Genomic DNA, 6,492 nt, shown 5'->3' with positions numbered 1-6,492 from the left:
CTCGCCCCCGGGGTCCGGGGTCGCGGTCGATCTCACGGTGCGCATCCCGGGTAGCGCGAGGTGAGCACCCAGCGAGGAGCTCAGCGCGAGCGGCGCCAGACCACCACCGACTGGCCGGCCAGGGACTCGCGGACCGCCGGAACCCGGCTCGTCGGCGGGGTGGCCGCGCCGGGGCGGGCGGCCAGCGCCTGGCGCAGCGCCTCGCGGGTGGCTGCCAGCTCGGCCGCCAGCTCGTCGTGCCGGATCCGCACGGCGGCCAGCTGGTTCTCCAGGTGCAGGATCCGCCGGACCCCCTCGATGCCGATCCCGAGCGAGGTCAGGTCGGCGATCTCGCGGAGCAGTTCGATGTCGCGGTGCGAGTAGCGCCGGCCGCCGCCGCCGGTGCGGCCGGGGGTGATCAGCCCCAGCCGCTCGTAGGAGCGCAGGGTCTGCGGGTGCAGCCCGGTGAGCTCGGCGGCCACGCTGATCACGTAGACGGCGGCCTCCGGCCCCGGGGTGGGTACGCCGGTCATCACGCCCCCTCGAACAGCTTGGCCCGCAGCGGCTTGCCCGCCGTCGCGGCGCGGTAGGACTCGACAGCCTCCCGGGCGACCGGGTCGAGCGTGGCCGGGACGTGCACCTCGACCGTCGCGAGCAGGTCGCCGCGCGTGCCGTCGGCGCGCGGGGCCCCCTTGCCGCGCACCCGGAACGTGCGCCCGTTGGGCGTGCCCGCCGGCACCTTGAGCGTCACCGGCGCCCCACCCAGCGTGGGGATCTTGATCTCGGCACCCAGCGCCGCCTCGTCGAAGGAGACCGGGACCTCCAGGGTCAGGTTGTCGCCCCTGCGGCCGAACAGCCGGTGCGGGGTGACCTTCACCGTCACGAACAGGTCGCCGGGCGGGCCGCCGTTCTCACCGGCCGCGCCCTTGCCGCGCAACCGGATCCGCTGGCCGTCCTTGACCCCGGCAGGGATCCGGGCCTGGATGCTGCGCGCGGACAGCCCCCGCCCGTTGCCGTGGCAGGTGGGGCAGACCTCGTCGTAGACGAGCTGGCGGCCGGCGCAGGTCGGACACGTCTCGTTGAGGGCGAACGCGCCGCCGACCGAGGAGACCACGAACCCGGCGCCCTCGCACTGCGGGCAGATGTGCGGCTTGGTGCCGGGCTTGCCGCCGCTGCCCTTGCAGTCCGGGCAGGGCGCGTCGGAGGTGAGCCGCAGCGAGATGGTCACCCCGTCGATGGCGTCGGTGAACCCGATGGTGGCCGTGGTCTCGACGTCGGCGCCCTTCGCCGGACGGGGCCGCTGGCTGCGGGCCCGGCCGCCGAACAGGTCGCCGAACATGTCCCCGAAGCCGCCGCCGCCCGCCCGGTCGCGCAGCAGGTCGTTGAGGTCGAAGCCGCCGGCCCCTCCGGTGCCGAAGCCCCCGGGCCCGCCCGGCATCGGCCCGCTGCGGTACAGCGCCCGGATCTCGTCGTACTTCTTGCGCTTCTCGGGGTCGCCGACCACGTCGTACGCCTCGGCCACCGCCTTGAACTTCTCGTGCTTGGCGTCGTCGCCGGGGTTGGAGTCGGGGTGGTTGGCGCGCGCGAGCTTGCGGTAGGCCTTCTTGATCTCCTCGGCGCTGGCCGTCTTGGTGAGGCCCAGCTCCTGGTAGAAGTCCTTGGTGGCCCAGTCGGTGCGGATGCCCTCAGTGCCGCTCATGCACGCACCTCCCTTCACTCACTCTGCGCGCTGGCTCTCCGTCTGCTCCGGCGCCGGGTCGACGACGAGCACCTGTGCCGCCCGGAGCACCCGGTCCCCCAGCCGGTAGCCCGCCCGGGCGACCACCTTGCAGGTGGTGACCTCCACGTCGGGATCCTGCCCGATGTGGGAGAGCGCCTCGTGCAGCATCGGGTCGAAGGCGTCCCCCGGCGCGCCGTACCGGACCAGTCCCTGCCCGGCCACCACCCGCTCCAGCTGCTCCGCGACGGCCCGCAACCCCTCCTCGAGGGGCCCGTGCTCGCGCGCCCGGTCGATGGTGTCGAGCACCTCGGTGACCGGCGCGAGGGCCGTCCAGGTGGCGTTCTCCCGGACCAGCTCGCGGTCCCGGTCCACGCGGCGCTTGTAGTTGAGGTACTCGGCCTGGAGCCGTTGCAGGTCGTCGGTGAGCGCAGCCACGTCGGCCCTGGCCTGGGCCGCGTCGCTCTCGGCCCGGGACAGCTCGTCGGAGAACTCGACCTCGGTAGCGTCGGGCGCCTCCCCGGCCGCATCCCCGAACCCCTGGGCCGGGGCCTCCGCAGAGGCCTCGGCCGGGGTGGCCTCGGCCGGGGTGGGCTCGGCCGAGGCGGGCTCGGCCGGGGCGGGCTCGCCCTCCACGACGGGCTCGACCGGTGGGGTGTCGCTCACTTGGTCTCGCCCTCGGTGCCCTCGTCGACGATCTCGGCGTCCACGACGTCCTCGTCGGCCTCACCGGTGGAGCCGGTGGAGCCGCCGGCCGCCGCCGACTCGGCCTCGGCGGCGGCGTACATCGCGGCCCCCATCTTCTGGCTGGACTCGCCGAGCTTGTGGATCCCGGCCTGCAGCTCCTCCGCGGAGGCCTCGGCGTTCTCCAGCGTCGCCTTGAGGGCGTCGAGGTCGGCCCGGACCTCGGTCTTGACGTCCTCGGGGATCTTGTCGGTGTTGTCGGTCAGGAACTTCTCGGTCGTGTAGACGAGCTGGTCGGCCTGGTTGCGGGTCTCGACGGCCTCGCGACGCCTGGCGTCCTCCGCGGCGTACTGCTCGGCCTCCTTGACCATCCGGTCGATCTCGTCCTTGCCCAGCGCCGAGCCGCCCGAGATCGTCATCGACTGCTCCCGGCCCGAGGCGTGGTCCTTGGCGGAGACGTGCACGATGCCGTTGGCGTCGATGTCGAAGGTCACCTCGATCTTGGGGATCCCCCGCGGAGCCGGCGGCAGGCCGGTGAGCTCGAAGTTGCCCAGCGGCTGGTTCTGCGCCCACATCGGCCGCTCGCCCTGGGCGACCTTGATCTCCACCGACGGCTGGTTGTCGTCGGCGGTGGTGAAGATCTCCGACCGCTTGGTGGGGATGGTGGTGTTGCGCTCGATCAGGGTGGTCATCACCCCGCCCTTGGTCTCGATGCCCAGGCTGAGCGGGGTCACGTCGAGCAGCAGCACGTCCTTGACCTCGCCCTTCAGCACGCCGGCCTGGAGCGCGGCGCCCACGGCGACGACCTCGTCGGGGTTCACGCCCTTGTTGGGCTCCTTGCCGCCGAGCAGCTCCTTGACCAGCTCGGTCACCGCGGGCATCCGGGTCGAGCCGCCGACCAGGACGACGTGGTCGATCTTGCTCACGTCGACCCCGCCGTCACGCAGCACCGCCTTGAACGGCTCCTTGGTGCGGTCGAGCAGGTCGGAGGTCAGCTTCTGGAACTCCGCGCGGGTCAGCTTCTCCTCGAAGTGGAGCGGGCCGGCCTCGCCGTGGGTGATGTAGGGCAGGTGGATGGTGGTCTCGCTGGACGCCGACAGCTCGATCTTGGCCTTCTCGGCGGCCTCGGTGAGCCGCTGGCGGGCGATCTTGTCCGCGCCCAGGTCGACGCCGTTGTTGTCCTTGAACTTCTTGACCATCCACTCCACGACGCGGGCGTCCCAGTCGTCACCGCCGAGGTGGTTGTCGCCGGAGGTGGCCTTGACCTCGACGACGCCCTCCCCGATCTCCAGCAGCGACACGTCGAAGGTGCCGCCGCCGAGGTCGAAGACGAGGATCGTCTGGTCGTCGCCCTTGTCCAGGCCGTAGGCGAGAGCGGCCGCGGTCGGCTCGTTGACGATGCGGCTCACCTTCAGCCCGGCGATCTCGCCGGCCTCCTTGGTGGCCTGACGCTGGGCGTCGGAGAAGTACGCCGGCACGGTGATCACCGCGTCGGTGACGGTCTCGCCGAGGTAGGCCTCGGCATCACGCTTGAGCTTCTGCAGCACGAAGGCGCTGATCTGCTGGGGGGTGAAGGTCTTTTCGTCGATGGTGACCGACCAGTCGCTGCCCATGTGGCGCTTGACCGAGCGGATGGTGCGGTCGACGTTGGTGACGGCCTGCCGCTTGGCGACCTCACCCACCAGGACCTCGCCGGACTTGGCGAAGGCGACGACCGACGGGGTGGTGCGGGCGCCTTCCGCGTTTGCGATGACGGTGGGTTCGCCACCCTCGAGAACGGCCACGACGCTGTTCGTCGTACCCAGGTCGATGCCGACCGCACGTGCCATGGTGTTACCTCCGGATCAGATGTCTGTCGTGGCCATCCTGCCCGCTGCGGACGTTCCCGGCCAAATTCCTGAGTCGAATCGACTCAACTCTGTTCAGGAACTGTAACGCAAGGACGGCGGGCGATGTTCCCCGGGGTGCGTGCGGAGCCGGGTGCGTTCGCGCACGGTCGGGGCCCGCGGGCGGCGGCCGGGCACCGCGTAGTCTGTCGCCTCGTGGACACCCCCCTGCCCGAGGCCGACCTGCCCGACCAGATGCGGGTACGCCGGGACAAGCGCGCCCGGCTACTCGCCGCCGGGGCCGCGCCGTACCCGGTCGTGGTGCCGCGCACGCACACGCTCGCCGAGGTGCGGGCCGGCTGGTCCGGGCTCGACGCCGGGGAGGAGACCCAGGACGTGGTCGCCGTGGCCGGGCGGGTGATCTTCGTCCGCAACACCGGCAAGCTGTGCTTCGCCACCCTCCAGGAGGGCAGCGGCACCCGGCTGCAGGTGATGCTCAGCCTCGCGGAGGTGGGCGAGGAGGCCCTCGAGGCGTGGAAGCACCTGGTCGACCTGGGTGACCACGTGGCCGTGCGGGGCCGCGTCGTCTCCAGCCGCCGCGGCGAGCTGTCGGTGATGGCGAGCGAGTGGTCGATGGCCTCCAAGGCGCTGCGCCCGCTGCCGGTGCTGCACAAGGACCTGTCCGAGGAGTCCCGGGTGCGGCAGCGCTACGCCGACCTGGTGGTGCGCCAGGAGGCCCGCGACATGGTCCGCACCCGGGCCGCGATCGTCTCCGCGGTACGCCGAACCCTGGAGGACCGCGGCTACCTGGAGATCGAGACCCCGGTGCTCCAGCTGGTCCACGGCGGGGCTCGGGCACGGCCGTTCACCACCCACATGAACGCCTTCGACCAGCAGATGACCCTGCGGATCGCGCTGGAGCTGAACCTGAAGAAGGCGGTGGTCGGCGGCGTCGACAAGGTCTTCGAGATCGGCCGGATCTTCCGCAACGAGGGGGTCGACTCCACCCACAGCCCGGAGTTCACGATGCTCGAGGCGTACGAGGCCTACGGCGACCAGCACACCATCGCCGAGCTCACCCGGGCGATGGTCCTCGCGGCCGCCGACGCCGCCGGTGGTCGGGTGGTGGACACACCGCTGGGCGAGGTGGACCTGGACGGGGAGTGGCGCTGGCTGCGGGTGTACGACGGGGTGAGCGAGGCCGCCGGCCAGGAGATCACCCCCGACACCGACGCCGCGACGCTGCGCGCGGTCATGGAGCGCCACGGCCTGGAGCACGACCCGGGCTGGGACGCCGAGAAGCTGGTCCTCGAGCTGCTCAGCGGGCTGGTCGAGCCGACGCTGGTGCAGCCCACCTTCGTCTACGACTACCCGCCCTCCGCCCAGCCCCTGGCGCGGCCGCACCGCGAGGACCCCCGGCTGATCGAGGCGTGGGACCTGATCATCGCGGGGGTCGAGCGGGCCACCGGGTTCAGCGAGCTGGTCGACCCGGTCATCCAGCGCGAGGTGCTCACCGCGCAGTCGCTGCAGGCCGCGGCGGGCGACGTCGAGGCGATGCAGCTGGACGAGGACTTCCTGCGCGCGCTGGAGTACGGCGCGCCGCCGATGGGCGGGATGGGCATGGGCATCGACCGGCTGGTCATGCTGTTCACCGGGGCCGGCATCCGCGAGACGATCCTCTTCCCGCACCTCAAGCCGGAGGCGCCGCACTGACCCGGCGCGGTCAGCCCACCCGCAGCAGCGTCCCCGCGGCCCGGCAGGCCGTGACGACCCTGGTCGACAGCGGCGCCGGGGGCAGCACCGCCTGCCAGGCGTAGAACCCCGGCCGGCCGACCCGCACCCGGCCGGTCGTCCCGTGCCCAGTCGGTGCGGTCACCGGCACCTGCCGGCGGCGTACGACGCGGTCGGGGTCGCAGCGCGCCGCGGCCCTGGTGCGGTAGGGACCGATGAGGCGGACCCGGACCGGCTCGGCGTACCCCGGCACGAGCCCGGCCGCGCGGACGGTGGCGCGCACCCGGCCGCCGACGTCGATCCGCGTGGCGCTCCCGGTGACCGAGAGGGTCGGTACGGCGCGCAGCAGCAGTGGCGGGCCGCAGGCCCAGGCGGGGAGGTTGAACTCGTCGGCGGCGAGCCGGGCCGACCACCGGTAGTAGCCCGCCACCGGGGCGTGGAGCATCGGGACGCCGTAGACCGCGTCGCCGGTCACCCTCACCGACCCCGTGGCCGCGCCGGCGGTCGCGCAGGTGGCGGCGGTGGTGGCGGCGAACGGCCCGTGCAGGGTCACCT

Annotated in this window: 6 protein-coding genes; 1 reads left to right on the top strand and 5 read right to left on the bottom strand. The window is 72.8% G+C overall.

Features of this window, described 5'->3' with window-relative positions; genetic code table 11:
* Positions 1-80: 80 nt before the first annotated feature.
* Genes PLP61_RS13855 through dnaK form a run of 4 tightly spaced genes read right to left on the bottom strand, consistent with a single transcriptional unit; the run spans position 81 to position 4,209 of the window.
* Positions 81-512 (bottom strand): heat shock protein transcriptional repressor HspR, encoded by a 432-nt coding sequence (locus PLP61_RS13855; protein ID WP_324503328.1) that lies wholly within the window; start codon positions 510-512, stop codon positions 81-83.
* The gene (gene dnaJ / locus PLP61_RS13850) at positions 512-1,678 is read right to left on the bottom strand and encodes a molecular chaperone DnaJ (RefSeq protein WP_324503327.1); all 1,167 of its coding nucleotides are present in this window, start codon (positions 1,676-1,678) and stop codon (positions 512-514) included. The genes PLP61_RS13855 and dnaJ overlap by 1 nt, the downstream gene beginning before the upstream one ends.
* Before the next feature lie 18 nt (positions 1,679-1,696).
* Complete coding sequence (gene grpE, locus PLP61_RS13845; RefSeq protein WP_324503326.1) at positions 1,697-2,362, bottom strand: nucleotide exchange factor GrpE; 666 nt, start codon at positions 2,360-2,362, stop codon at positions 1,697-1,699.
* A complete protein-coding gene (gene dnaK / locus PLP61_RS13840; RefSeq protein WP_324503325.1) occupies positions 2,359-4,209 on the bottom strand; it encodes a molecular chaperone DnaK in 1,851 nt (616 codons plus the stop codon). The genes grpE and dnaK overlap by 4 nt, the downstream gene beginning before the upstream one ends.
* 252 nt (positions 4,210-4,461) lie before the next feature.
* Between dnaK and lysS the strand changes: the two genes are divergently transcribed.
* Entirely contained in the window at positions 4,462-5,919 is a 1,458-nt protein-coding gene (lysS, locus tag PLP61_RS13835; RefSeq protein WP_324503329.1) for a lysine--tRNA ligase, read from the top strand.
* A gap of 10 nt (positions 5,920-5,929) precedes the next feature.
* On the opposite strand, the gene PLP61_RS13830 is transcribed toward lysS, so the two are convergent.
* Positions 5,930-6,492: hypothetical protein (locus PLP61_RS13830; protein ID WP_324503324.1), on the bottom strand; the 563-nt coding region annotated here is incomplete at its 5' end.

Source organism: Nocardioides sp. (genome assembly GCF_035429765.1).
In the GTDB taxonomy this organism is placed as follows: Bacteria; Actinomycetota; Actinomycetes; order Propionibacteriales; family Nocardioidaceae; genus Nocardioides.
This window is presented reverse-complemented; position numbering and strand designations above follow the sequence as displayed.

What these genes read in the sequence shown, in the direction of transcription:
- lysS (WP_324503329.1), top strand. Translation starts at nt 4,462, where the DNA reads ATGCGGGTACGCCGGGACAAGCGCGCCCGGCTACTCGCCGCCGGGGCC.
- dnaK (WP_324503325.1), bottom strand. Translation starts at nt 4,209, where the DNA reads ATGGCACGTGCGGTCGGCATCGACCTGGGTACGACGAACAGCGTCGTG.
- PLP61_RS13855 (WP_324503328.1), bottom strand. Translation starts at nt 512, where the DNA reads ATGACCGGCGTACCCACCCCGGGGCCGGAGGCCGCCGTCTACGTGATC.
- dnaJ (WP_324503327.1), bottom strand. Translation starts at nt 1,678, where the DNA reads ATGAGCGGCACTGAGGGCATCCGCACCGACTGGGCCACCAAGGACTTC.